Annotated in this window: 1 pseudogene; it reads right to left on the bottom strand. The window is 67.3% G+C overall.

What is annotated here, in order from left to right:
- Positions 1 to 1,210 (bottom strand): annotated as a pseudogene (locus AC1D12_RS33705) (hypothetical protein); the annotation flags it as partial.

Raw genomic sequence — 1,210 nt, 5'->3', positions numbered from 1 at the left:
GCGCTGCATGTTCTGCATGCCGATGTTGTTGTACGGCTGCTGGAACACGAAGGTCGAGTTGTCGGCGTAGTCGTAGGAGACCGAACCGAGGCCCCCCTGCAACGTCGCCGACGGCAGCGGCGTGTTGTTCAGGCGCGGSTGCGCACCGTAGTAGGGGCGCAGGCCGGCGCCCACCACGTAGCTCAGCTCGTTGGTGTAGTAGCGATGGCCGTCGGTGGTGCCGAGCCCCCTCATGATCGCGACGGTCGAGAAGAACGACGGCGAGAACTCGACCACGTCGCCCGTCTTCAACGAGCGTGCCGCGACGGTCTTGCCGGCGACCGGGGTGGCGGTGGTCACCTTGTCGGTGGCCGGGTCGAAGCTCACGGCGTAGTCGTAGAACTGGGTGGCGCCGGGCACGTCGGCGCTGCGGGCCAGCACGCCGTTGGCGTCGGTCGAGAGCGCGGCATGGCCGGGGAACGAGTCGAACACCACGCTGCAGCCATCGTTCGCGCCGATGATGTTGTTGTAGCCGCTCGTCGGCTTGGCCAGCGCGTTCTGCGGCGGCTTGGGCACCACGGGGCACGCGGCGATGCCCTGGCCGCCCAGCGTGTAGGTGTTGTCGTCCAGCAGGTCGCCCGGGCTCATCCAGCCGAAGCCGGTGGTGTTGGGGTTGTCGAACCCGCGAACGAAGGAATGACCGCCGCCGTACTGCGGTTGCTGGAAGTACTCGTTGACGATCACCTTGGGCTTGGTGACGCCGGTGACCTTGCTGTTGTCGATGAACTCGACACCCCAGGTGCGGAAGGCAAAGTAGTTGGCCACGAAGTTCAGGTGCGCGCCGGGCCCCTTGTCCACTGGTTTTCCGGCGGCATCGACGGTCTCGTTCGCGCCGTAGCCGGCCTCGTTCCAGTCCTCGCCGCGCTCGCGTGCATGACGCGAGCGGCCGACGAAGCCGACGCGGGTCACCAGCGTGCCGTCCGGCAGCGAGAACTGGATGGTGTCGATCGGTGCCTGCGGGGCCGCCGGCGGGATCAGGTTGCTGCCGTCGGCCGGGTGCGGGATCACGGAGGTCGCGACGGTGGAGCCGAGCGTGTTGTCGCTGCCCGGCGACTTGAAGCTCGCCTCGATGATCGAGTAGCCGTAGCCGGTGGCGCGCTTGACGCCGTTGATGCGCACGTAGCGCACGTTGGCGTTCAGGTTGTAGAACTCTTCGGTGCTTCGGTGCCGC

The sequence above is a fragment of the Rhizobacter sp. P1_G5 genome (assembly GCF_056405435.1).
Note: the sequence above shows the minus strand (reverse complement) of the source record. Positions and strands in the feature narration are given on the sequence as shown.